Consider the following 23839-nt stretch of genomic DNA (forward strand, 5'->3'; position numbering starts at 1 on the left):
GAAGCCTATGGTCAAGTGGCAAATTCTATCGATCCGTTGGAAATGTAACCGCTGACACAATCAAGCACTACATTAAGGAATCGCAAGGTAAACCGAAAACAGAGGCTCAATCACATAGATTAAAGAAGTCTGGGCAACGGAAAATTAACGATTTCTAAGTGCCAGAATAACCGGGCGTGCGGCCCATCAGCATACCCCATCCTTTAGGGTGGGGTGGCCGCACGCAATTTGATTTTTGACATCACGTTCTACTTCACCAGTTGCTCGTACTTTTTCCAGCTGTGTTCATCGATCTCGGGCATGGACACAATATGAGCTTCGCTTCTTGCCGGGCTGCTGCAGGAATCGATCGCCTCCTGGATGGCGGCAGGGTCCTTATTTCCCACCAGGTCTATGATTTTTACCTCCCTGAGGAAGCGGGAGATTGCAGTCATGGGGATTTCGTTTAAGTAGGGAATGGGGGAGTTTGAACCGGCTATTTTTCTGGAGCTTCCGAAGGGGGAAACCCAGTTTTCGGCAAGGGACATAAAGGTCTGTCAATAGGTTTAGTTTTCTTATTAATAATTTATCAATCGGGGGCAGGCATGTATGTTCGTGCAGATAAGCTTTCTAATCCACCGGAAAATTATACAGAATTCAATTTAGTAGATCTTGAGAAGTACCCCTATGTTAAAGAAGCAGCGATGAATCCGGGAAATTATATTAAGGTTCCTTCCGGGCATCATCAAAATATATCGGAGTTCGGTAAAATAACGTCCAATTACAAAACCAATTATATAAAAGTGAATAATGAGTATTATGAATACGTTATGAATCTGCTGATTAATCAGTACACACTATTCAAAGTACAAAATCAAAGGCGAAAATTTAGGTTTTGGGATAAGCTAAAAAAGAATTAGATAAAGATGAAGCCAGAAGCACCATCTTTGCAAGTTTATTCTGTATGTTAATTTCTGTTCTGTAATCTTATTCCGGTTTCCTTGCCATCTTCTTCTTTGCAAGTTTCTCGATAATACCGAGGTTAACCTCACCGCCGCCTATGCTCAGCTTCCCGCTGGCAACTGCGCTTTCCAAGAGGTGCTGTCCTACGAGGGTACGGATGATAAGGGTTGTGTAGCCGTCGGGGCTTCCAACCGAACCTGCTGAGATGTCAGCTTTTGTGGCGGTAAAGTCCGTGCAGACCCCACAGCTGGGCGGATGGTGTTTTCAGTTCTTCAGTATGTGGACCCGGGAGTCAGTTATTGAAAGCTGTCAGCCGAAGAATGACTTTCAAATCTGGTTAAAAAAGGCTGATATTCCCATTTTCCTGATTTGATTGATAACTGAAAAATCAAATTTGCATTTTTGTGAACTCTGCCTTCCCTTTACAATACCCAAAAAGCCTCTCTCCCCATTCAATGCCTTTCGGATCTAAACTGAATAGTTCTGTGGTGATGTCGTATTCAACGCCATCTTTTTTGTACAGGCTTAGGGAAAGCCGTTTATCCGTAACAATAAGCCCCGCTTTAATATCTTCATCAATGACCATTAATTTGAAATTTTCATAATCTTTCAGTTCGTCTATTTTTTCCAGATAAGGCGATTGCTCCAATTTTTCCGCAATATGAGGGGGAACTATAAGCTCGACAGGGATTCCTTCTTTCACTCTTTCAGAAATGGACTCGGCATACCCTTCGGTTACCACAGATGATACGCCGTGTATATAACCTGCCTCTTTAATCATTTTTAACTGGTTGTTGTAGACATTAAGGATCTTCGTACCTTTATCATTGAGGACTTCAGACTCGTAAAGACATCCGATTTCTTTTAAGAGGGGACCGGGAATTCTTTCAAGGTAATGTCCCGACCAGAAATGTTTGAATTTATGTATCCTCTTCAAATCCAAAGGAGAATTTTCCAACTAGAAAAATATGAAACAATTTTATCATACATTTATGAAGTTAACTAGACCTCATGAGTGTGTTTCCAACCTGGAAAAATTCTTAAATTTTCAGCACATGTGTGAAATTTACTTTTTTCCATACAATTTGAAGAGGATACGAATTTATTAATTGTTCCTGCTGTTGCAAAAGAGTCAACTAATCTTGAAGCCACAACTTTTCCTGTTTGAGTCAGGTAATACTCGTGTTCTTTTGTTTCTATCAGATGATCCGCTTCAAGTTTTCTGAGTTTTGGAATTATTGCCTGGGATGTGCTCCCGGTGATCTCACGCAACTGGGAAAGCTTTCTGCTGCTTTCGTTTAACGATAAAAGGATCTCGGTTATAAGTCTGGATCTGTATATTGCCTGGACGTCATCTCCCATCTCCCTATATATTTTGAAGCCGCTCATTTCCTGTCGCCACATCTACAGATTTTTTTCTTACTTTCTTATTGAATTGTTCTAACACAATATATTCTTTTATCTTCTGTCAGGCATGTATATTGATATCACTTTTGCCAATTTTATGGTTTAGTGATGAAAAGAATATTCAGATTATTTGCTAATAGTGAGGTCAAATTCCTGACGCCAATTAGGACTCTGAGCCTTCATTATTTCGATGAAAAAGCTGATCGTTTGAGTGAATGTTAATCAGACTGATGAATATTCGTCGTCGTAATTAATGTATAGGAGAAGGTTAATAGAGATTTTTGGATGTGAAGTTCAAACGAACTTTCCAGAGTGGATTTGAACTCCACATTGCCCGGAGGCATGAGTTAGTGTTAGCTTTGCGAATATTTAAAGCTTGCCTGATCCTGCTTCTGGAGTAAAATAACTTTAGGAGAAAAATATGAAGCGTAATAAAATTGGACTAAGTATACTTGTTTTAGCAACACTGCTGGTTGGTATGATGTTAGTACCATCTGTAAGTGCACAGGAAGAATTAAAAGTAAGTGATAAGCCTTCAGAATTGGAACAAGGTCTAATAGATGCACTAAATTCTAATACAAACAAATTATCCACAGACGATGTGATTGCAAATTATGTTAAAGTAAACAAAGATAAAATTTCAATAAATGATCTTAAAGAGAAAGATACTGTTTCAGGTCAAATTAATTTAAGGACGTATCAACTAAAAGACGGATTGTATATAACTTTCACAGATGGAAGTTATTTTTTCATTACTGGCGTGGAGGAAGAAACAAATAATAAAGTAGCAACTCAAACAGTTAGTATAGCAAGTGTTTCGACTACTCCCATTATTACAGGATACAAGGAACTATATTCTTGGACTGGTATTAAAGTCTACACAATCTACACAAAAGGGTATTTTACTTATAATGGTCAGACTGTAGATGCTCATTATCTAGATTCATGGTACGTAAGAAATTACGCAATATATTGGTCAGTTAGTAACTGGGAAGAAGGAAGTATTGAGTATAGTTCGGGTACTCGTTCGGATATCTACGGCAGAGGAACTTTCCAGTGGGGAATATTTATTGAAGGTACTGGCGTAGTTCTACGTGAGTTTTATGACAATCTTTACATAAAATGTGATCAAAACGGTAACTATAGGGTTATTTTCGAAGAAACTGCTCCTTAACTAAAGTGATTGTGAAAAAAATAATTTATTTAAGGTAGAAATTTGGTTGTCTAATGTATTAATCGAAAGGAAAAGATTAACTTTACAATTCTTTCATAATATAAATGTATATTATGCTTTCAAAAGCAACGTACTGAAAATTCTGTAAAATCATTAATACAAAAAATGATTGTATGGAAACTTTGACTTTTGCAAATTTTCAGGCTAACAAACAACATCTCAGCCAAAAATAGCTACCTTTTGAAATTTTTTATTTTCCGTCATTTTTATGGAAGAGGGATTAATCCTTACAGCTGGAATTAAGGTTCTAACTGTAGGAGAATACAATAAGTAGTAAAAGGATTGGTTGATTATGGAAAAATTAGCTAAAGCCATTATAGGCTTCATAGTATTGTGCGTTGTGATTTTTGTTCTTTTTATGATATTCACTTATAGGTAGTGTTTTGGGACTATTCTGTATCTAGATTACAATCTTTCTAATTTGTAGCGATATCGACAGCATGGGAGCATCTATAATAAATATTCAAATGTTGGTAATTTACTTAAATAAACGGATTTTCGGCATCTGTGGCCATACTTCTAAAACGTGAATAGTTACAATTACACAAGCGCAGAAGTCAAAAAAGCACAAAAAAGAATGAAATAAAGATGAAGCCCAAAGCTTCACCTTTCAAGTTTATTCTGTAATTTTATTCCGGTTTCCTTGCCATCTTCTTCTTTGCAAGTTTCTCGATAATCCCCAGGCTGACCTCGCCTTCACCCACGCTCAGCTTCCCGCTGGCAACTGCGCTGTCCAGGAGGTGCTGTCCTACGAGGGTGCGAACGATAAGGGTGGTGTAGCCGTCAGGGCTTCCGACCGAACCTGCTGAAATGTCAGCCTTCAGGGCGGTAAAGTCCGTACAGACCCCACAGCCTGGGCGGATAGTGTCCTCAAGTTCGGCAAGGGGGATCACATACTGAGTCCCGTCGTTAAGGGTAATTTCGAGTTTACCCTTAACATCAATGCGGCAGACCTTCATGGGTTCGAGGGCGTACTCGTTTTTCAGTTTGCCTGCGATGAGTTTTTCGTAGTCGAAGCTTTCGGTACAGAAGAGTCCGAGCACGAAGCGGATGGATTTCTTGTACGGGAGGACAAGCTGGTGGTCGGTCTCAAGCATCTTGCGGACGGCTTGGACCACACAGGGGACTCCCACAACTGCGATGTTCCTGTGTTTCTGGGTCACAACGGCTTCCTTAAGTGCCGAGACCAGGGGGACCCACCAGTTGTAGCGGCTTCCTGCCTGTCCGATAAGGGCCTCACTTTTGGTAATTACCATGGAGTGCGGCTTGAGGGTCCAGGGATCTTCGGTGACCGTAACCACAGCATCTACAAGACCTGTTTCCAGGGCGTTTGCAAGGATTGCGGTAACGGCTCCTCCGCTCTGCTTTCTCGGGATGTCGAATTCTGCCTTTCCGGTAGTGATCTCCAGGTAGTCTCCGAGCAGGCTTGAAGGCTGTTCATCGAGCCTCGGGCAGACCTCATAGCAGGCCCCGCAGGGCACGTCATCAACAGCGGCTTTACAGTAGCCGTTGCTTTTCGGAGTTGTGGAATCGCCGCCGGTTTCAAAGTACAGGGCGTCAGCAGGGCAGACTGCAATGCAGGCCCCGCAGCCTGAGCAGAGGCCGGTGTCCCAGACTTTTGATTTCAGGTCAAGGTAAGTCTTGCTTATTGGTTTCTTTTCTGCCATTTCTGATCACTCCCAGACGTATTTGCTTGCAAAAGGCCGGCTGCTTGCAGGTCCGATCCTTGTGTAATTGGTGTCCAGGAACTCTGCGGGGTCATATCCGAACTGCTCGCAGAAGCTCTTTATGATCGGGGCTATGCGTTCCAGGTCGGCTTCCGTAAACTCAAACTTCTTAGCTCCGACTCCCAGCAGGTAGTCATCCACTTCTCCGCGGATGACAATTTCTCCACCGTGGATCCCGCTTCCGATGCCCCTGTCCGTCATGGCTTTTTCCTTGCCGATTCCGAGCACAAGCACAAGGCCTCCTGCCATGTATTCTCCCAGGAAGGAATGGGCTGTGCCGCCAATGACAAGTATGGGCCTGGCATCCACTTCATACTGCTTCATGTGAATGCCGCCGCGGTAGCCTATGTTATTCTTTACAAAGACCTTGCCTCCCCTCATGCTGTGGGCGACTGCATCTCCTGCGCTTCCGTGGATCACGAGCATACCGCTGTCCATCGTGTTTCCGGGGGCGTGTTCGGCGTTCCCGTGGATTATACAGGTGGGTCCGCTCATGAACATCCCCAGGTCCCCTCCGGGAACCCCGTTGATTATGATGCGGACATTGCCTCTTAAACCGTCTCCGATAAAGCGCTGGCCTAACACGTTGTCGAGGATGATCTCCTCTGCCCCGTCCGCAACTGCGGCCCTGATTTTCTGGTTTAAGGGGGTGTAGTGCATGCCTTTGGCATCAATTCCTACTGTCTTCATATTCAGGCCCCCGCTGGCAGTACGTCCAGGATTTTAAGCATTCCTTCATCCAGCATGTATCCGCGCAGGCGGTCCCTATTTCCGCGCAGGCTTTCGATACTGTTGATGCCTGCTGCACCCATCAGTTCGCTGAGTTCCAGGGTCCAGCCGTGTATCAGGTTTGAAACCTGCATTGCTCCCACTTCGGGGTCAAGCCTGCTCACAAGGTCCGGGCGCTGGGTAGCAATGCCCCAGGGACAGAGGTTTCTGTAACAGTTGCCACATACTCTGCATCCCAGAGCGACCAGGGCTGCAGTTCCTATGTAAATGGAATCCGCTCCAAGCGCAATGGACTTGGCAAGGTCAGCGCTGTTCCTTATTCCACCGCTTGCAATGATGGAGATCTCATTCCTTACTCCCTGTTCCCTGAGTTTCTGGTCAACGCTGGCGATTGCAACTTCGATGGGGATTCCCACATTGTCCCTGAAGACCTTCGGGGCTGCCCCGGTCCCTCCACGGAACCCGTCAATGACCACTGCGTCTGCAGAGGACCTGGCAATGCCTGCGGCGATGGAGGCCACGTTGTGCACTGCTGCAATCTTCACAAAGATCGGCTTTTTCCATTCGGTTGCTTCTTTCAGGCTCCTTATAAGCTGGACAAGGTCTTCAATGCTGTAAATGTCATGGTGAGGAGCAGGGCTGATCGCATCGCTTCCGAAGGGAATCATACGGGTTTTGGAGACTTCTTCGTTTACTTTTTCTCCGGGGAGGTGCCCTCCTATACCCGGCTTTGCTCCCTGTCCTATCTTGATCTCAATGGCAGCGCCCCTTTCCAGGTAGTCAATGTTCACACCGAAACGGCCTGAGGCGACCTGGACGATCATGTGGTCCTGGTAGGGGTAAAGCTTCTTGTGCAGTCCACCTTCTCCGGTCCCCATGAAGGTTCCGGTTTCGGCTACGGCTTTTGCCATACTGAGCTGGGAGTTAAGGCTGATGGCTCCGAAACTCATGTGCCCGATCATGATGGGAGTATCGAGTTTCAGGTTGGGAGCCAGCTTTGTTTCAAGTTCAACGTCCCCACTTTCGGTTTTTCTGAACTTGATTTTTGAAGGCTTCTTCCCGATGTATGTCCTGAGTTCCATGGGCTCTCTCAGGGGGTCAATACTTGGGTTTGTGACCTGGCAGGCATCAAGAAGAAGGCGGTCATAGATAATTGGCAGATCTTTGGCGTTTCCCATTCCTGAAAGGATGATCTTTCCGCTGCGGGCCTGGTTGATGATGTCTTCCCTGGCTTCCCGGGTCCAGACCGGATGGGGACGGTAGTCGATCGGTTTTTCCGTAATATCGATTGCGTCCCTGGGGCACATTGCTACACAGCGGAGGCAGGCGGTACATTTCCTGGATTCTATCAGGATTTTGTCGCCTTCTCTCCTGTATACGCCGTAAGAACAGTTTTCAATGCAGCGTCCGCAGTCCATGCACTGGTCGCGGTCGATACTGACTTTAAATTTTGGGGGTACGCTTCCGAGCGTCATTCGATAAACCTCCCGATGATGGGCTCTCCTGCCCTGGGGGTGTAGATGTTTTTGACTTCGGGGTCAAGGGTCCTTATTGCGGCTTCTTCGCTGGAGATGTAAAGCTTGCTTCCGTTTTCGCCAACGACCAGGGGGCGCAGTTTAATCCTGTCAGTGAAGCCTACAATACCGTTCTCCGTCCCTACTACAATAGCAAAAGGCCCGTTCATAAGGGCAGATCCGTAGGTAAGGCGGATTACTTTGTTCAGTTCGGCTTCCTTTGCAGGCATGCGGTCGATATCGTCCCAGAATGGGGGAGCAAGGGCCTTGACAACCATTTCATGGGAAAGCTCATGCTGTCTTCCTAGCAGGTCGAAGAGATACGCTACAACCTCTGTGTCGGTAAGTGCAGTGCATTTATAGCCGTACTCCTCCACATAGCGCTGGTTTGTACCGTATGAGGTAATTTCTCCGTTGTGCACTACTGACCAGTTAAGCAGGTTGAACGGATGGGCTCCTCCCCACCAGCCCGGAGAATTTGTCGGGTAGCGGTTGTGGGCGAGCCAGATGTAGCCTTTGTAATCTTCTATTCTGTAGAAGTTTGCTACATCCTCGGGCCAGCCGGAAGCCTTGAAAACTCCCATGTTTTTTCCCGAGGAAAAGATTGTGGCTCCTTTTACGGTGGCGTTTACTTCCATGACTATATGCATCACAACGTCATTTTCAGAAGCCACCCTTCCTTCCATCAGGTTCTCTGAGGGCTTGAAGAAGTATCTCCACGGGATATGTACCTTCTTTATACCCGGCTGCGGAGTGGTCGGGATCTCTTCCTGGTGAACGATTTCTCCCCACTGATGGAGGAGCTCATCAACCTTCTTTTTTGGTTCAGTCAGGTTGTCAAAGAAAACATGAAGAGCATAACAGTCTGCATATTCGGGGTAAATCCCGTATGCAGCATAGCCTGCCCCGTCTCCACTGCCTCTTTCATTCATGAGACTGAGGGCGACTTTTATGCTCGACCCGTCCATTCTGGACTTCGTTCGATCTATAAAGCCTATTATTCCACACATTTTAATCACTCTGGAGATGAATAAAAATGAATATAATGCCAATGTATTTTGTTAATGTCTTCCTGATGATTTCTGCGGCTCATTTTTGAGAAATAGTTCTAAAAATTTGCCAGCTGGAGAAACTGGGTTTCAGGGGATATTTTATAAGTTTTCGTAAGTTAAAGAAATATTCTACTTATATTAATTGATTCTTTATTATATAAATAATTTGAATTCATGACAGCTTTCCTGCCTCTGCTTTCAGTTCTTTTAAAGAATTTGAGAGGGTCGCCGCTAAGGGAAGTAAGTAATTTAGTACCTATTTGACAATATATATATGTTTCTTTTTTTAGGATAAGATTTGCTTACAGTAATACTGCAAAGCATGACGTTTTAACGCTTTATTTTTCTTTCTTTTTGCGTAATATTGTCCGTATTGTTGGGCCTATAAGCAGTTTACAATGATTGTCCTGCTCAGAGCTGCCAGCCTTTTTTGCGTAATTAATTTCAGATACTGCCGCCTGCCAAAAAAGTAATAAGCCAAACTTGAAAAAGTTGAACTGAAATTGCAGTATTATATTGAGGAAAGCATTTTTATATTGAAATCCTTGTTAGGTCCTGTTTTTCTGAAGAAAATCGAAAATTAATTTATTTCCATGAAATGAATTCCCATTTTTCTAAGAAGCTTCTTTCCATTTTTCAATCAACTGGGGATTTTTTAAAAATCCCGTGGCACACCTGCCGGATAAAGTGTGCCTTTCGACTCCTTATTGGAATCTTTTTCTTAGGTTTTCATTGAAATATTTTCCGGCGTACTATAATACTTCAGGACTATTATCCTTACAGCATGTGGAGGTATTTGTTAAGTTCCCAGGGATGGACCATAGCTTTGTATTCGTCCCATTCTGCGATTTTTGCGCAGAGGTAGTTTTCAAAGACATGAGGTCCGAGCACTTCCTTTACGAACTCGCTCTTTTTCATCTCATCCGTTGCTTCTTTGAGGTTTGCAGGGAGAGAAAGTATACCTTTTTCCTGGCGCTCTTTTTCCGTGAGATGGAAAATGTTCATGTTGGTTGGCTCTCCAGGTTCGATCTTGTTCTTGATCCCGTCAAGGCCGGACATGAGCATGAGGGCGAAGGCCAGGTATGGGTTGCAGGCCGGGTCCGGGCACCTGAGTTCTACCCTGGTCCCTTTGCCGCGAGGTGCTGGGATCCTTATCAAGGAGCTCCTGTTGCTGGCGGACCAGGTGATGTAAACAGGGGCTTCATATCCTGGAACTATTCTCTTGTATGAGTTTACCAAGGGGTTTGTTACTGCTGCAAATTCCCTTATGTGCTTCAACAGCCCGCCGATATAGTACATTGCATCTTCTGAAAGCTGGTTCGGAGTGCTAGGGTCATAGAAAGCGTTTTCTCCGTTTTTTAAGAGGGACTGGTTGGTGTGCATGCCTGAACCGTTTACTCCGAAGAGGGGCTTTGGCATGAAGGTCGCGTAGTATCCTTTGTGATAGGCAATGGACTTGACCACGTACTTGAAAGTTACTACATTATCTGCCGTGCTAAGTACGTCCCCGAATCTGAAGTCGATTTCATGCTGTGAGGGGGCTACTTCGTGGTGGGATGCTTCTATATGGAATCCCATATGTTCCAGGGCATAGTCAATGTCTCTGCGTACGTCCTGCGCACGGTCAAGGGGTGCGAAGTCGAAGTATCCGCCCTGGTCGGTAAGTTCGGTTGTAGGGTTTCCGTTTGCATCAAGCTTGAAAAGGAAAAATTCAAGTTCCGGGCCGAGGTTCATTGAGAAGCCCATCTTTTCGGCTTCTTTGATTGCACTCTTCAGGACGTACCTTGGGTCTCCCTGGAAGGGTTTTCCATCAGGAAGGTAGACGTCTCCGAGAATTCTGGCGACTGCACCCGTTGCAGGTCTCCAGGGCAGGATCCTGAAAGTTGATGGGTCAAGCACGAGTTTCATATCAGATTCTTCGATCCTTGTAAAGCCCTGGATCGAAGATCCATCAAACATTACACCGTTTTCAAAAGCTTCTTCCAGTTGTTCTACAGGAATTGCCCAGCTTTTGATGATGCCGAGTGTATCCGTAAACTGAGTCCGGATAAACTTTACGTCTCGTTCCTTTACCGTCTCTAATACATCTTCTTTAGTCGTACACTTTTTCATCTGCACCATTTGATCCCATCCTTACCAGGCATTAGGTAATCGTTTGAACATATACTGTTATATATATATTTCTATGTTTTGTGAACTAGGGCATGCTTAAAGCTCCATACAAGACTAAACATGCCATAAAATTATTTATACTGTCCATTCCCACTTCACTACGTATATTTCTAATATCCTGTATATAAATATCATTCCAGAAGGACTGAATTTCTCAATAGGGTTTAAATTTTAACTCTTCGCTCTGGTAGATTTCCCAAAAGGCTTTAAAATATATAAAAAGCAAATTAAATATATCTACAATCTTATAACTAATTAATGTTGAAATACAAAATATCTCTTGGGTCTTATATATTTAAAGTAGATGTCTTCAGGCTTCTTGTCTCCATAATTATCTGCCAGTTCGCGGGGGCAATTGGTGCTATATTTACATCTTCCTCTCTGGAAAGCTGGTATCTTTTGCTTGAAAAGCCGGTTTTCAATCCTCCATCCTGGATTTTTTTCCCGGTATGGACAACGCTTTATACGCTTATGGGAATCTCCCTTTACCTTGTATGGGAAAAGGGGCTGCAGCAAAAAGAAGTCAAAGTGGGAATTATCCTTTTCGGGTTACAGCTGGGCCTTAATATACTCTGGTCTTTTCTGTTCTTCGGATTGCAATCTCCTTATTATGCCTTTCTTGAGATTCTCCTGCTCTGGCTTGCAATCCTGCTGACGGCTATACAATTCTGGAATATTTCCAAAACAGCTTCTCTGCTGTTTATCCCGTATATTCTCTGGGTAAGTTTTGCGGCGCTGCTTAATTACCAGATATGGGTTCTTAATCCATGAGTGTATATTCCCATGAGTAATTTGAGTCCGTTCAAATTCCAGTAAGGATTGAGTCCGTTAGTATTACGGCAAGGGCTCAGCCTGAGTCCTGTTCTTTACTGAAAATTGTATTCATATGAAAACTCTGAAAAAAAAGGTATGTATCCGGGAGGCCCAGGGCAAGCTTTGAGTTAAAGGTTGTCAGTATGGAGGGCACCACAACCGCAGCTCCTTCCCAGAAGGGTTGATACACGGTGTTTCAGATGTTGAATGTCATCTTCAGACATCTTTTCAAGTTCTTCTTTATGTTCTTTTTCTATATGGTCAAACATAGATTTTTCGACTTCTTCAAGCTCATTACCGGCAGCCATGAAACTGCATTTGAACCCCAGATCGCCGCACTTAACAATTTTCATAGTATCTCCTCTTGCAGTAAAACTGATCAAAATATTCTTCTTCAAAATATTCTTCTTCTATTCAAACTAAATATAATAAAAATTGATTAGATATAAAATTAAGTCTTTTCAGGCTTTTTTCTCTCAGAACGGTGCTTTTTGCTATCTTCAAAGGTGTTTTTTGCGATCTTCAAGTTTTTACTCTATCGGAACATATCTTGCGCAAGCAAATCCCCCTTTATAAGGGACTTTTATGGTGAGCATTCCATTATTGTTCACTGCAATAGCCTTTTCCGGGTCTACAGGTCCGTCCAGGAAAAAAGATCCCAGGTACTCAACAGTTTCACTGTAGGCTTTAATGTAATAGCTGTTTTCATGCATTAACAGAGTTATATGTTCGTCCATGACGTCCGGAAGTTCAAGCTCTATAGTAAGGTTTTCATGTTTATCATCATGATACATGGCAATAACCGGGGTTTTTATTATCCGGGGCATGATATTTTCCATTAAATGTTCCCCCTCATGGAAATATTGTGCAACCTAACCGTATCAAATATCCGTTTACTCAATCTTTACATCCACTGAATTCTAAAAAGGCTGCTGATAAGGCACAGTGACTTTCTGTACTTCGTTTGAATAGTTTGCAGTAGCTTTTTGCGGGCTTATAGGGCAGCATACCGCATAGCTGTCCACGTACACAACCCCTTTTTGGTGGCTTTTACATAAAAATCGTCTTCCACAACCTTGAAAGAAATATTTTCCTTTTCTACTCCCGGAAGAACCACTTATATTTTCAAATTTTCATATGTATCGTCTGATATGTATCGTCTGGATACACACAAATAACCGGTGATAATCTAAAAATATCAGCCATAAAGTTCCCCCAAATAAAATCACCAATTAAGATATTTATATGTATCTTATCTATTTATTTCACAACATTCAGAACCTCAGGCCGCATTTTTCAGATCTGCAGATCGCATTTGTAAAGAAGCTGTCATGGTCTTGATTCTTATCGGATATTTCTTACTAAATCTAAATGTTTAACTTTTCTGCAAATGTGGGAACTTACTTTTTTCGTACAATTTGAAGAAGGGGGCCTCTCTTTGTATAATCTCTCTCTTTGTATAATATTTTAGTTTATTTCCTGAATATGTCTCATGCTTCTTTTTGCCTGTAAAGCAATTTATGTAAGCAAATCCATTTTGTATGGGGGTTAAATGAGAGAATTTTCCAGGCCAAAGGTTGTTGTCAGCAGGTGCCTCGAATTCGACCACTGCCGATATAACGGAGATATGATTAGTAGCCCGGTTGTGGCAAAACTTAAGGAGTATGTTGATTTTCTGCCGGTATGTGCAGAAGTAGAGATCGGGCTAGGAGTTCCGAGAAAGCCGGTGAGAATAGTCCTTGACAGAGGAGAACACAGGCTTGTTCAACCCTCCAGTGGAAAGGATGTCACCGAGGATATGAAATCTTTTTGCGCCCGTTTCCTTGACTCTATAGAAGATGTGGATGGTTTCATCCTGAAATTCCGGTCTCCCTCCTGCGGGTTCAAGGACGTGAAAGTTTATTCGTCTGCTGAGGGAAGAGGGTCAGTTGGGAAAACTTCAGGGTACTTCGGAGGCGCAGTTCTGGAAAGATACCCTCTCCTCCCTACTGAGGATGAAGGCAGGCTCCGGAATGTACGGATAAAAGAACACTTTCTCACAAAACTTTTTACATTTGCCGCTTTTCGAAAAGTAAAATCTGAAGGTAGTATTAAAGATCTGATAAGCTTCCATAAGGAGAACAAGTTACTTCTAATGGCTTACAGCCAGGTAGAGCTCCGTAAATTAGGGGGGATTGCCGCAAACAAAGAAGGCGCACCCTTCGAACAGCTAGCTTCCGAATATGAGGAACACCTGTACAAAGCTCTCTCCAGTGCTCCCAGATACACCTCAAACATCAATGTGTTAATGCACGCATTCGGGTATTTTTCGGATGAACTTTTGAGCCGTGAGAAAGCACTGTTTTTAGACTGGGTCCAGAAATACAGGGAAGGAAAGGCCTCTCTTTGTCCTGCAATAAATACCATCAGGTCCTGGATAGTACGGTTTGAGAACGACTACCTTATGCATCAGACCTTTTTCGAACCGTATCCTGAAGACCTGATGGAACTGAATCCTATAGAATCTCACTTAAGAGATGATCTCTGGAAATGAGGTTTTATTAAGGTGTTTCTGGATGGGTGTTGATCATGAAAGCTAGAACTAAACTGATTTTTCTTTTGTTACTCGTTTATCTGGTCGGGTTTTTTTTCTTCTGGCCTTTTTCTGAGGTATCTGAAGATTCTGGCACGAAAGGAACACAGAGGGACCTGCTGGGGGCAGAGTATAAGAATTTTGAACCTCCCAGCAGCCTTGTCTCGGAAGAAGCCGTAGCTCCAGGGAAATCATCCAGGACTTACTCATGGAACTATGAAGGCTACAAATGGCATCTTACTTTACTGCTTGACGATAAGCTTTATGATACGTATAAGTCAAGGACCCGCAAAAGGGACTATGACCTTTTTGCTTCTGACCCGTATGATGAATGGCTAATTAAAAATATTGCAGATACTCTTTTATCCCTTTCAAAGGAGTATGGGCTTGAAGAAAACAAGGTACCGGGTCTTTGTGTTTCTTTTATTCAATCCCTAAACTATACCTCAGACTTTGCAAGTTCGGGATATGACCAGTACCCCCGGTTTCCTTATGAGACCCTCTATGATAGCGGTGGAGACTGTGAGGATACCTCCATCCTTTGCGTAGCGATCCTGCAGGAGATGGGCTACGATGTCGTCCTCCTCGAACTCCCTGAGCATATGGCTCTTGGAATAAAGTGTGACTCTGAACCAAAAGGCAGGAGTTTCGAATATAATAATAATCACTACTACTATCTGGAAACCACGGGAAGCAACTGGCAGATAGGGGAGATGCCTGAGGAGTATAAGGATGATCCTGTCCAGGTCATCCCTGTGTACAGAAGACCCTTTGTTAATCTCGATTTCAATGCCCTGTATGAGTACTCAAAAAAAGAAGGGGTAGTGGACGTTGATGTTACTCTGAGAAATGTGGGTTCCGAAATAGCTGAAAATACCACCATTTATGTTGCCCTTCAGGCTGATGATGAAATCAGGGCATGGGACAAGATAGAAAGCGATCCTGTAAATGTAGAGCCGGAAGAATCTTATCAATTTTCTGCAAAAGGGCTCAAAGTTCCCGGAGGCAAGACTTTTAGGGTTTATGTGCGGGCTATAGGGGAAAACCTATTCTCTGAAGAGATTATGAGTGAGTGGGTGAATGTCTGATAGGAAAGTCAGTCCTGATTTAGAGGTTAAGTTTAAAGCCTGATATTTCGGGATATTTCGACAAACTCCGAAAAATTGGGAGTTACTTATTGGAAAGTTACTTATTGGAAAGTCATTTATATGTCTAATATAAACAATTTATTCTATCAGGGAAAAAGTCGTAACCTGGTATAATTAGATTATTGATATTCTTCAGGCATATTAAGTATTTTTCTGGAGTGGAGGCAGTCATATGAAAAAACTGTACAGGTCAAAGAAGAGCAGGATCATTGCCGGTGTATGTGGGGGCATAGGAGAATACCTTGATGTAGACCCTACGCTTATACGGCTTTTGTGGGTGCTCTTTGCCCTGCAAGGGCTTGGAATACCCGGTTATATTATAGCCTGGATTATAATTCCTGAAGAGCCTTAAAATTTGAGTGGAGCTATTTAATTGTTGTTTAGGGATGTAGTAGGCTTTCATCCCCTCCTTACTATTTCTGGTAAAACTGGAATCTGCGGAGACGAATTTGCAGTATTATTATTATTATTATTATTATTATTATTATTATTATTATTATTATTATTATTATTATTATTTACTGCAATTCCGTATTTTTCAGTTGAATTTCCGGAAAACAGGCAAAGCTGTAAGAGTAAATGTGATCTTTCTTTTCCGGAAACTCTTCAGTTTACTGATCATTTGCTGTTTGGATGACTTTTATTGGTTGAAAAGCTGGTCCACAAACCATTCGGGATCGAATTTTTTCAGGTCTTCGTATCCCTGGCCCATTCCAAAAAAGAGAATTGGTTTGCCTGTAATGTAAGCAATGGATATGGCAGCTCCTCCTTTGGAATCTGCATCGATTTTTGTCAGGATAGACCCGTCAATCGGGACAGCCTCATTAAACTGGGCAGCCCTTTCTACTGCATCGTTTCCGGCTACGGCTTCGTCCACGAAGATTATAAGGTCCGGAGAGCTTACCCTGCAGATCTTTTCCATCTGTGCCATAAGGTTCATGTTTGTGTGCATGCGGCCAGCCGTGTCAGAGAGCACAAAATCTATTTTATGGGCTTTTGCATACTGGACAGCATCATAAATAACAGCTGCAGGGTCGGCTCCAGCCTGGTGCTTTATCATATTTACCCCAAGCCTGCTTGCATGAATTCCCAGCTGGTCAATAGCGCCTGCCCTGAATGTGTCTCCTGCAGCAAGAACTACGGTATAACCCGATTTAAGCAGTCTGTGTGTCATCTTTGAAATAGATGTTGTTTTTCCGGTTCCGTTAATCCCGACAAAGACAATATGGACTGGTTTTTGCCTGTTTTTTACATAATCATCAAAATCAAAAGTATTAGCGGATACAACATCAAGGATTGATTTCCTCAAGGCTGCCTCAACTATTTCTCCGGTATTGCTTCCAATTCGTTTTGTAGTACCCGTAAGCTGGTTTTTCACAGACTCAACAATAGCTTCGGAAACTGAAAGAGCAAGGTCACTTTCCAGAAGGGCCATTTCAAGTTCCCAGAGAGGCTCTTCCAGGTCTTTATTGTCCAGATATACTTCTCTATTAAAAACAAGGGCTTTAGCTTTCTGAGCAAACCCGACTTTCGGGACGACTTTTTTGAAAAAAGACTTTTTCTCTTCAGGGGACTCTTCTCCCTCTATTTTTTTCTCTTCAGGCCTCTTTCTGTCTTCAAGCTTTTTCCTGTATTCAGCTTTCTTCAGATCTTCTACCTGAATACTTGTGATCCCCGGAGAAGCAGTAACCGTTTCGGTTTCGGTACTTTTTTCTTTCAGGGCAGCCTCGATGGCCTTTTCTTCAATTATCGGCTCAATTTCCTCTTCGAAGCTTTCTTCGCTTTCAGGCACCTGCTCAACGACTACTGGTTCGACTTCTACTGCCTTTTCATCAATCGTTTTGCTGAGCGCCTTCTTAAAACTCCCAAGTTTCTCTTTAAATTTGTTGAACACAGGATCCATCCCGAAAAGATTCAGTAAAAAATAGGTAATTAAAGTTTAATTATTAATTGAAATTAGTGAGGTAATTGAAATTAATGAGGTAATTGAAATTAGTGAGGTAATTGAAATTAGTGAGGTAATTAGAGTTGATGGAATAATTAAAGTTAATGATATGATTCGATTCTTAAATGCGGTCTCTGAGTTCCTCGAATCTGTTACCTGTGCCTGAGCCAGGGCTTTTCTCAAGCCTGGTCAGGTTGAAGTTTTGCAGCTTCTGCTTCAAGGGCCTGCATTCCCTGTACGAATTTAGTCAGTGAAGCATTCATCTGTTCTAATATTTTCGTAAGCTGCTCTTTGCGACGGTTCAGAGTTTCGATAGCTTCCTCTGCAGTTTCCTCTGCACTGAAGCCTGCTCCGAGATTAACAATGACTCGATCTGCGTTTTTGACTTCAGCATAAACATAAGAACCAAAACCTACCGGGACCATTGTTTCTGCAGTTTTGTCTGCTCCTGATGCTGATTTCAGCTCATTTATTGTTACAATGGTCTGGTCGCAGCTGGAAATGGAAGCCTGTACCATGCTCATCTCCTGCTTGAGCGCTTCAGCCTGCCTCTGGAATTCCTGATGCCTGGCTGCCAGATTCCTGATCTCCTCACTGACTTCTGCCATATCCTTCACTCCTCAGCTACGCTTTCGATCTGGATCTGGTTTCTTTTAACTCTGTGCTTGCTTCCGAAGATCGAGTAGGTCTTATCGGTTGCATTCTTTTCGTTCTGGCTCTCCACGGTTTTTGTGAAGTTTTCCCAGGCGTTTCCTGCTTTAAATTTGCCTTTAACAATAAAACTCTTCATCATTACCACTCTCTTGCTGTAACATTGTTCTGGAACAGATGGATGATATAATGCTCACTCCAGGAATCCAAGAGCATCTTCAATTCTCCCGAGTTCGGGACCTGTTGTTTCGGAGCCTGCTACAAAGTTCTTTGAGTTCGCGAGCACGCCTGAGCCAAGCATCTGGGTCCCGAAGTTAGTAGTTCCTATGTTTACCTGAAGTCCAAAGATCTTTTCCAGAGATTCTCTTTCCGAAGCTGTCACTTTTGGGTGTACCAGAAGCCCTTTATTTGTAACGATTCCTGCCATCCCTACATTTTTAATCCCGGCAATTGTTCCTCTGTAAACGTCCACCTTGAGGGTCCTGGTAATGGCTTCTAGAGCCATATCTGACATATCGGGGTGCACAAGGGCTGCGGAATCGTTCGCAAGTACAATGTTTCCAATTGCATTCAGCCTGTCCGGAAGGACGCCTGCAGGAACGCCTGTGAGTCTCTGCAGCTCTTCGACATTGGACCCGTATGGAAGCAGAAAACCGTTTGAGTTGCCTCTTGAAAGGGCTCCCACTACAATGCTTCCATTTATAAGAGTCTCGATGACTCTTACGTCCAGCACCTCTTCGAGTATAGTGCAGACCTCAGGGTTTGTCATAGGGGGAACGAGGGCAATATTTTCGGTACAGGTTGAAAATACCCCGATAATCGGGGTATCGTATATATCCACTGTTCGTATCATATTCTTTGACTTTTCGCTTTATATGGCATATATATGGTATATATTTACTGGGCAAGTTCTACCTGTACTTCACCATCTGCGAATTTCACAGCCCGTACCCGGATTGAGAGAGGTGGTTTTTCACAGCCCCTTTCCCAGAGACGTTCATTGATGGTTTTGTCCAGTTTAACCTGCGTCAGTTCAGTTTTCATGTGCCTTACGAGATATTTCCGTACTTCAATAACTGCCCTGTTGGCTCTTTTCCATATAGGGACCTTCCTCGCTGTTCTGAGGGGAATAGTATATATCTGTTCTTTAACCATGTCGTCTGCCATTTTATCCCACCATCCTCGCTTATTTTACATCCAGGCTTCTTCTTCTCCAGTGTCTGCGCCTGGGATGACTCACTACCTTCCGGTTAGTTTTTACAATAACCCATACTGGGACTCGCGTATTCTGTTTGTGCGCCTTTGCAAGACGCATCTTCTGTCCTTTCATGTTATGACTCAAGTGGACCACACCTGTTAACCTGTAAGTAATCTACTGTTAATTTAGTTATATCCGGTAATTAGCTGATTGTGATTTCAACCCTTATGTAATTGCGGCTCTATCATGCCGGAATGAATCGGCAGGTCTGTAGAAACAATATCCTGTAAATTCTATGATATTCCGTGGTTAATCTGCAGCAGTAGTATAGGGGTTGAATATAACTCGATTATTGTATAAATCTTTATTCCAGAATTTTCTTCCGGGAGGCTTCCATTTTTCAAACGCATCTGCTTCTTTTTTCAGGGACGTTCCTTCCTTGAAAGTACATGGGACTGGAAATGAACAGGAAACAGTTCCTTGATTCTCTCCTCTCCCTGCCTCTGCCGGATTAACTCTCTGAGTTCTGTTTCATAATCTGCTTTCTGGGTACTCTCACTCGGACCCTGTTCAACATTCAGGTAAGATTCGACAAGAGAATCCACAACTTTTTTGCCGTACCCTTTAAGGGGGCAAAAATACTGTACTCCCAGCCGGTCTTCAATGCTTCTCACCTGTGAGATCGAAAGCACTGGGACCCTGTCATCCCGCCTGGTCCCGTCGGCAATCAATTTAACTGCCGGATCCAGAGCAAGAGTTTCGACAGCTCTTTCGTGGATATAATTTATAGCGCTTCTCGGAAACCCTTCTTTCAGTACCATCTCGCATGCCTTTTCCAGGATTTCTCGCTCAAGAGAAAGTACCCTGTGTGGAAAATGTAACTCCTCAGCAGTTTTTGCTGCGATTTCTCCTGTAGGGAGCAATCCGAAGTTACAGGTTACGAGTTCGACCTCAAAAAACGGCTCCAGCAAAAGGGCAGAGAGTGAACTGTCCTTACCTCCACTAAAGAGGACCGAGACTTTCATTGTGTTTAAACCCGGGTTATGGACGTCTTGCGTTTCGTTGGCTGCATCCGCATCAGGAGTGATTTCAGCTTCTCGTCATCGATTTGTGACTGGAGCCTTCCACTCTGGGCAAGTGAAATCAGCTGCATCTCAAGCTGTTCTCCAAGGGCCGCCCTTGACATCTTCAGAGTTGTAAGGCGTTCCCTTGCTTCGGGGGTCAGGATTTGCCTCAGGATAGTCTGCTTTTGAGCTTCCATTTCAGCTCTTGCCTGTTCCTGCTGATAAGCTGCCTGCATATCAGAAGGCTGATGCTGTGCTTGCTGTTTCTGGATTTCTGCAAGCCGTCTCTTTCGGATTTCTTCGAGTTCATCATCCATATTAGACATGGTAATCACCGAAAAAACCTGTTTTCTGGAATCTGGTCTGTATCAAATATGAAAGTAGACCTGAATTTCTCAGGTCCCTTTCTTAAGGGGTTTATTTTTCAGTATTTTGCAAGTCCAGGAATCTTTTCGAGCAGTTCCTGCCTAAGTTCGTGTGCGGCGTTATCCATCATGGAACGTCCTTTTGCAGATACTGTTCTTCCGTTCTTTACTTTTTGCAGGAAGCCTGCAGCTTCAAGCTGCTGTATTGCCTTTCTAGCAATAGAACCGCTGCCCTTTGCCTTGCTGGAGGGCTGGACACCCTTGTCCTTCTTTCCTCCATATACAGATCGGAGTCTCTCGGTTCCGATTGGCCCGTCTGTATAGATTTTTCTCAGGACTGCTGCGCACCTGATGTACCACCAGTCTTCGTTGGTTGGGGGAAGTTCTTTGTGAACCCCGGTTTTCACGTTCCCAGCCCATTCAGGGGGAACTATCTTTTCATTTTCCTTAAGAATACCTGCAAGCTTTTCGATCATTTCCATTGCAGGAACATCAAATACTGTTGTCATGCTCTCCTCCTTATGTGAATTACGTTAGTTTTGCAGGTTCGGGCGATAGTGCCGATTCTTCCCCCCCGAATCTGTTAGGAATGTAACTCTTGTTCTCGAAAAGAGGTAACTCTTATGCTCTAACGAGAAATCCATTACTGGTTTATAAGCTGGCTACGGACTCTTTAATATTTGGGCCCGAAGACCCGATAATGCCGGTTAATATGATTTTAGTCTAAACTGGAAAATGGGGTTGATAAATTTATTGGTTAATATATACATTTTTCGGTAAGATACCGAACAGGTTTATTAATGGCATTATTCTTTTTTAAAGGTTTGTGCTCTTCCCGGACCCACGGATATATAATTGACAGGGACTTTCATGAGCTCTTCAAGCCTTCTGACATAGTTTCTTGCATTTTCCGGTAGTTCATCATAGGCTTTCACCTCTGTCAGGTCTGTTTTCCAGCCAGGGAGGTCTTCATACACCGGACTGCAGTCCTGAAGGTCTTCTGTAAGTTCCGGGGGATAGTCCAGGCTTTCTCCCTTATACCTATATCCTACACAGATCCTGAGAGGGTCAAGGCCTGTCAGTACGTCCAGTTTGGTAAGGGAAATTTCCGTATATCCGTTAAGGGCAATAGCCTTTTTAAGGAGTGGAAGGTCGAACCAGCCACATCTTCTGCCTCTGCCTGTAGTTGTTCCGAACTCTCCTCCGGCTTTCTGTAGCCTTTCTCCCAGTTCCCCGGAAAGCTCTGTCGGTAGCGGCCCTTCCCCTACTCTCGTTATATAGGCTTTTACTATGGCAATAACACTGTCCACTCTTGTAGGTCCCACTCCAAGGTTGGCACATGCAGAGCCTGCAATTGTGGAAGAAGAGGTTACGAATTTCTGGGTCCCGTGTATAACGTCAAGGTGGGTTCCCTGGGCAGCTTCAGCCATGACATTCTTTCCTTCATCAAGAGCCTGATTTATTTCCCTGGAAACATCAGTAATATAGGCAGCAAACTGGTTTCCCAGTTCAAGGTATCTTTTTATGAGGACCGGATCTCTGACGATTTTCGGGTCTCCTCCCATTGCCTCGATTTCCTTTTCTTTCTGGGGAGCAAGTTCTTCAAGCCTTGCCAGGAAGCGCTCCCTGTCCACAAGTTCAGCCATGCGGATCTCGTCTCTGGCTACCTTATCAATATAGGCATAGCCGATTCCGCGCCCGGTGGTTCCTATTTTCGTTTCCCTTGCAGCTTCCCTGAGCCCGTCCAGTTCTATGTGGTAAGGCATAATGATGCTTGTTTTTGCATCAATCCCGAGTTTCCCTGCATCTACTTTTATCCCGTGCTTCTCAAACATTGCGGTTTCTTCGGCTAAAACCTCCGGGTTCATGACAACCCCAGGCCCGATCAGGACTCTGGCATCAAGCAGGATGCCTGAGGGGATCAGGTGCAGTTTGTAGACCTCATCTCCTACCCTTACTGTGTGGCCTGCATTGTTCCCGCCCTGGAAACGGGCGACAATATCATAATCTTTTGCAAGAAGGTCGACAATCTTGCCTTTTCCCTCGTCACCGAACTGCGCGCCTGTGATTATCGTAAACATAAGCCCTGAATCGGGCTTAACCTTAATAAGGTTTTGTTCGGTTTATTTGCTTCCTTCCCGGGAGATTCTCCCCCGAATTTCTCAATGTATTATTTTTTAAGTCCGTACATGGTTTATATGGTGAGGCAGGGGCACATAGAAGCAATAGCCTGCCGTGAAGCAATACATGTCAGGATGTAGCAGCTAGATTATGAGGCAATGAGATGAAGGGGCAGGCAGTTTAAATTCTGCGCCTTTGAAAACAGGGCAACTTTGAAAACAGGGCAACTTTGAAAACAGGGCAACTTTGGAAACAGGGAACATAAGTGTTTGAATGCAAATGCAGGCAAATTTAGAAGATTATGCCTCTGAAAATAAGCAGGCTGAGGACCATCAGGATTATCGCAAGGATTGTTACCGTCTTTGCGCTGTCTCCATCGCTTCCAAAGATAATCGGGATCGGGCCGAGCATAATTACTCCTCCACCCCTTATCCTTGATTCGGCTTTTCCTGCATGAGGCTCTTTTCTATCGGGTTCCTCAAAACCGAACGAATTTCCTGAATCAGCTTCTTTTCCGAATCGGTTCATCCTTTTTGAATATCTTTTTTCAGGTTCTGGATTCTCGCGCATGCCTATGGCTGTTCCGATTATAGTAATTAAAAACCCGAAGAATATTATGAAAATTCCAGTAAAAACAAGTAAGGTCCCAGTCAACGTTTTGTCTTCCAAAGGAATAGATAAAGAATCGTTATTATTAACCCAAGCCCAAGCATATTTGTTGTAATTTCAGGAGTAGAGCCAAATGCTATCGGGATAGGTCCAAGCATGATCAGGCCGCTCATTCGAGTGCTTGCAGAATGCTGTAACATTGTAAGGGCAATACCTAACAATACTATAATAAAGCCAATAAATGTGACTGTTGCGCCTACTCTTATAAAATCTTCTGATGCACGCATGTGGAATGATATTATGCTTTTATTATTAAATCTATCCTTTGAATATTTTCGGTATGTAGACGAGTTTATGCTTTCTATTATCTACATCTGTAAATTATATCCCAAATATGTACAAATTCTCTATATAATTATAAAGTTCGGGATCTCTTCTTACAATTTATGCGAAGTGGCCTCTTTTCAGCCCAGGACTCATCATCTTTATAACGAAAGGTTTTTATATCGCTCGTCCTTCAGGGCAGAGCTGTATAAAATGCCGTAATTTTCGGCATCTACTTCTTAAATTTGGGAT

Annotated in this window: 29 protein-coding genes and 2 pseudogenes; 8 read left to right on the forward strand and 23 right to left on the reverse strand. The window is 43.5% G+C overall.

Annotation, left to right across the window (positions count from 1 at the left end):
- Positions 1-158 (forward strand): annotated as a pseudogene (locus PHF18_RS12485) (IS200/IS605 family transposase); the annotation flags it as partial.
- A 90-nt stretch (positions 159-248) separates the two neighbouring features.
- Here PHF18_RS12485 and PHF18_RS12490 read toward each other — a convergent pair.
- Complete coding sequence (locus PHF18_RS12490) at positions 249-527, reverse strand: hypothetical protein (protein ID WP_300103348.1); 279 nt, start codon at positions 525-527, stop codon at positions 249-251.
- A gap of 57 nt (positions 528-584) precedes the next feature.
- Between PHF18_RS12490 and PHF18_RS12495 the strand changes: the two genes are divergently transcribed.
- A complete protein-coding gene (locus PHF18_RS12495; RefSeq protein ID WP_300103350.1) occupies positions 585-899 on the forward strand; it encodes a hypothetical protein in 315 nt (104 codons plus the stop codon).
- A 199-nt stretch (positions 900-1098) separates the two neighbouring features.
- Here the strand turns inward: PHF18_RS12495 and PHF18_RS12500 are convergent.
- The 3 genes and pseudogenes from PHF18_RS12500 to PHF18_RS12510 form a co-directional block, all read right to left on the reverse strand.
- A pseudogene (locus PHF18_RS12500) lies at positions 1099-1149 on the reverse strand (hypothetical protein); the annotation flags it as partial.
- Positions 1150-1330: 181 nt separating this feature from the next.
- Positions 1331-1885: a transcriptional regulator FilR1 domain-containing protein gene (locus PHF18_RS12505; RefSeq protein ID WP_300103352.1), complete on the reverse strand. Its 555-nt coding sequence runs from the start codon at positions 1883-1885 to the stop codon at positions 1331-1333.
- 59 nt (positions 1886-1944) lie between these two features.
- Entirely contained in the window at positions 1945-2331 is a 387-nt protein-coding gene (locus PHF18_RS12510) for a hypothetical protein (RefSeq protein WP_300103354.1), read from the reverse strand.
- A 439-nt stretch (positions 2332-2770) separates the two neighbouring features.
- Here PHF18_RS12510 and PHF18_RS12515 point away from each other — a divergent pair, with 439 nt between their 5' ends.
- Positions 2771-3523, forward strand: a complete 753-nt coding sequence (locus PHF18_RS12515) for a hypothetical protein (protein WP_300103356.1) — start codon at positions 2771-2773, stop codon at positions 3521-3523.
- Positions 3524-4212: 689 nt separating this feature from the next.
- On the opposite strand, the gene PHF18_RS12520 is transcribed toward PHF18_RS12515, so the two are convergent.
- From PHF18_RS12520 to glnA, 5 genes are all read right to left on the reverse strand, one after another.
- Positions 4213-5250, reverse strand: coding sequence for a Coenzyme F420 hydrogenase/dehydrogenase, beta subunit C-terminal domain (locus PHF18_RS12520; protein WP_300103358.1), 1038 nt, complete (start codon positions 5248-5250; stop codon positions 4213-4215).
- A gap of 6 nt (positions 5251-5256) precedes the next feature.
- A complete protein-coding gene (locus tag PHF18_RS12525) occupies positions 5257-6000 on the reverse strand; it encodes a hypothetical protein (RefSeq protein ID WP_300103360.1) in 744 nt (247 codons plus the stop codon).
- Between the two features lie 2 nt (positions 6001-6002).
- Positions 6003-7514: a glutamate synthase-related protein gene (locus PHF18_RS12530; protein WP_300103362.1), complete on the reverse strand. Its 1512-nt coding sequence runs from the start codon at positions 7512-7514 to the stop codon at positions 6003-6005.
- On the reverse strand, positions 7511-8563 hold the full coding sequence (locus PHF18_RS12535; RefSeq protein ID WP_300103365.1) for a glutamine amidotransferase family protein: 1053 nt from the start codon (positions 8561-8563) through the stop codon (positions 7511-7513). The genes PHF18_RS12530 and PHF18_RS12535 overlap by 4 nt, the downstream gene beginning before the upstream one ends.
- Positions 8564-9382: 819 nt before the next feature.
- Positions 9383-10726, reverse strand: a complete 1344-nt coding sequence (gene glnA, locus PHF18_RS12540) for a type I glutamate--ammonia ligase (RefSeq protein ID WP_300103366.1) — start codon at positions 10724-10726, stop codon at positions 9383-9385.
- 309 nt (positions 10727-11035) lie between these two features.
- On the opposite strand from glnA, the gene PHF18_RS12545 reads away from it, so the two are divergent.
- Positions 11036-11548, forward strand: a complete 513-nt coding sequence (locus PHF18_RS12545; protein WP_300103368.1) for a TspO/MBR family protein — start codon at positions 11036-11038, stop codon at positions 11546-11548.
- 170 nt (positions 11549-11718) lie between these two features.
- Here PHF18_RS12545 and PHF18_RS12550 read toward each other — a convergent pair whose 3' ends face one another.
- Both PHF18_RS12550 and PHF18_RS12555 read right to left on the reverse strand, forming a co-directional pair.
- Positions 11719-11943, reverse strand: a complete 225-nt coding sequence (locus PHF18_RS12550) for a DUF1059 domain-containing protein (RefSeq protein WP_300103370.1) — start codon at positions 11941-11943, stop codon at positions 11719-11721.
- A 177-nt stretch (positions 11944-12120) separates the two neighbouring features.
- Positions 12121-12429 carry an Hsp20/alpha crystallin family protein gene (locus PHF18_RS12555; protein ID WP_300103372.1) on the reverse strand — a complete coding sequence of 103 codons (309 nt, stop codon included), beginning with the start codon at positions 12427-12429 and terminating at the stop codon, positions 12121-12123.
- A 713-nt stretch (positions 12430-13142) separates the two neighbouring features.
- Here PHF18_RS12555 and PHF18_RS12560 point away from each other — a divergent pair.
- From PHF18_RS12560 to PHF18_RS12575, 4 genes are all read left to right on the forward strand, one after another.
- The gene (locus PHF18_RS12560) at positions 13143-14123 is read left to right on the forward strand and encodes a DUF523 and DUF1722 domain-containing protein (RefSeq protein ID WP_300103374.1); all 981 of its coding nucleotides are present in this window, start codon (positions 13143-13145) and stop codon (positions 14121-14123) included.
- Between the two features lie 35 nt (positions 14124-14158).
- Positions 14159-15250 carry a hypothetical protein gene (locus PHF18_RS12565; RefSeq protein WP_300103376.1) on the forward strand — a complete coding sequence of 364 codons (1092 nt, stop codon included), beginning with the start codon at positions 14159-14161 and terminating at the stop codon, positions 15248-15250.
- 232 nt (positions 15251-15482) lie between these two features.
- Positions 15483-15662 carry a PspC domain-containing protein gene (locus tag PHF18_RS12570; RefSeq protein ID WP_300103378.1) on the forward strand — a complete coding sequence of 60 codons (180 nt, stop codon included), beginning with the start codon at positions 15483-15485 and terminating at the stop codon, positions 15660-15662.
- Between the two features lie 24 nt (positions 15663-15686).
- Positions 15687-15947 carry a hypothetical protein gene (locus PHF18_RS12575; protein WP_300103379.1) on the forward strand — a complete coding sequence of 87 codons (261 nt, stop codon included), beginning with the start codon at positions 15687-15689 and terminating at the stop codon, positions 15945-15947.
- Positions 15948-15950: 3 nt separating this feature from the next.
- Here PHF18_RS12575 and ftsY read toward each other — a convergent pair whose 3' ends face one another.
- The 12 genes from ftsY to PHF18_RS12635 form a co-directional block, all read right to left on the reverse strand.
- Entirely contained in the window at positions 15951-17204 is a 1254-nt protein-coding gene (gene ftsY, locus PHF18_RS12580; RefSeq protein ID WP_300103427.1) for a signal recognition particle-docking protein FtsY, read from the reverse strand.
- Positions 17205-17434: 230 nt separating this feature from the next.
- Positions 17435-17863, reverse strand: a complete 429-nt coding sequence (gene pfdA, locus PHF18_RS12585; protein ID WP_300103381.1) for a prefoldin subunit alpha — start codon at positions 17861-17863, stop codon at positions 17435-17437.
- Between the two features lie 5 nt (positions 17864-17868).
- Positions 17869-18045 carry a 50S ribosomal protein L18Ae gene (gene rpl18a / locus PHF18_RS12590; RefSeq protein WP_332309197.1) on the reverse strand — a complete coding sequence of 59 codons (177 nt, stop codon included), beginning with the start codon at positions 18043-18045 and terminating at the stop codon, positions 17869-17871.
- 54 nt (positions 18046-18099) lie between these two features.
- On the reverse strand, positions 18100-18759 hold the full coding sequence (locus tag PHF18_RS12595; protein WP_300103383.1) for a translation initiation factor IF-6: 660 nt from the start codon (positions 18757-18759) through the stop codon (positions 18100-18102).
- 44 nt (positions 18760-18803) lie between these two features.
- Positions 18804-19073 carry a 50S ribosomal protein L31e gene (locus tag PHF18_RS12600; RefSeq protein WP_300103385.1) on the reverse strand — a complete coding sequence of 90 codons (270 nt, stop codon included), beginning with the start codon at positions 19071-19073 and terminating at the stop codon, positions 18804-18806.
- 19 nt (positions 19074-19092) lie between these two features.
- The gene (locus PHF18_RS12605) at positions 19093-19248 is read right to left on the reverse strand and encodes a 50S ribosomal protein L39e (RefSeq protein ID WP_084630763.1); all 156 of its coding nucleotides are present in this window, start codon (positions 19246-19248) and stop codon (positions 19093-19095) included.
- A gap of 278 nt (positions 19249-19526) precedes the next feature.
- Entirely contained in the window at positions 19527-20129 is a 603-nt protein-coding gene (locus tag PHF18_RS12610; protein WP_300103389.1) for an alpha hydrolase, read from the reverse strand.
- A gap of 5 nt (positions 20130-20134) precedes the next feature.
- Positions 20135-20503: a DNA-binding protein gene (locus PHF18_RS12615; RefSeq protein ID WP_300103390.1), complete on the reverse strand. Its 369-nt coding sequence runs from the start codon at positions 20501-20503 to the stop codon at positions 20135-20137.
- Positions 20504-20592: 89 nt separating this feature from the next.
- Positions 20593-21042, reverse strand: coding sequence for a 30S ribosomal protein S19e (locus PHF18_RS12620; RefSeq protein WP_300103392.1), 450 nt, complete (start codon positions 21040-21042; stop codon positions 20593-20595).
- 297 nt (positions 21043-21339) lie between these two features.
- Positions 21340-22614, reverse strand: a complete 1275-nt coding sequence (locus PHF18_RS12625) for an adenylosuccinate synthase (RefSeq protein WP_300103394.1) — start codon at positions 22612-22614, stop codon at positions 21340-21342.
- Between the two features lie 331 nt (positions 22615-22945).
- Positions 22946-23308 carry a TIGR00304 family protein gene (locus PHF18_RS12630; protein WP_300103396.1) on the reverse strand — a complete coding sequence of 121 codons (363 nt, stop codon included), beginning with the start codon at positions 23306-23308 and terminating at the stop codon, positions 22946-22948.
- Positions 23305-23550, reverse strand: a complete 246-nt coding sequence (locus PHF18_RS12635; RefSeq protein WP_300103398.1) for a DUF131 domain-containing protein — start codon at positions 23548-23550, stop codon at positions 23305-23307. Before PHF18_RS12635 ends, PHF18_RS12630 begins: the two co-directional genes overlap by 4 nt.
- Between the last annotated feature and the right edge of the window lie 289 nt (positions 23551-23839).

It is taken from the genome of Methanosarcina sp. (genome assembly GCF_028693135.1).
Classification (GTDB): Archaea; Halobacteriota; Methanosarcinia; order Methanosarcinales; family Methanosarcinaceae; genus Methanosarcina.